Consider the following 233-nt stretch of genomic DNA (forward strand, 5'->3'; position numbering starts at 1 on the left):
CTGGCAGCCCCAGCAGCTCGGAGAGTCCCATCCAGCCGATCTCGACACCGATGCACAGGATCACGAACGCCAACTGGCGCAGCATGACCTGCATGCCCGTAGGCCCCTGCAAGGATTGCAGCCGCCCGGCGTAGCGCATGCTCAGGTTGATCAGCACGCTCAACGCCAGCAGCGCGCAGCCTGCCGCGACGACATGCTCCGATTCCGGCCCGTCTTTGGGCGAGGTGGTGCCT

At 66.1% G+C, this 233-nt stretch carries 1 pseudogene; it reads right to left on the minus strand.

Annotated elements, in window-relative coordinates:
- Window positions 1-233, minus strand: a pseudogene (locus ACQG3P_RS24515) (MarC family protein); the annotation flags it as partial.

Origin of the sequence: Stenotrophomonas sp. SrG (assembly GCF_050031795.1) — a bacterium.
GTDB lineage: Bacteria > Pseudomonadota > Gammaproteobacteria > Xanthomonadales > Xanthomonadaceae > Stenotrophomonas > Stenotrophomonas rhizophila_A.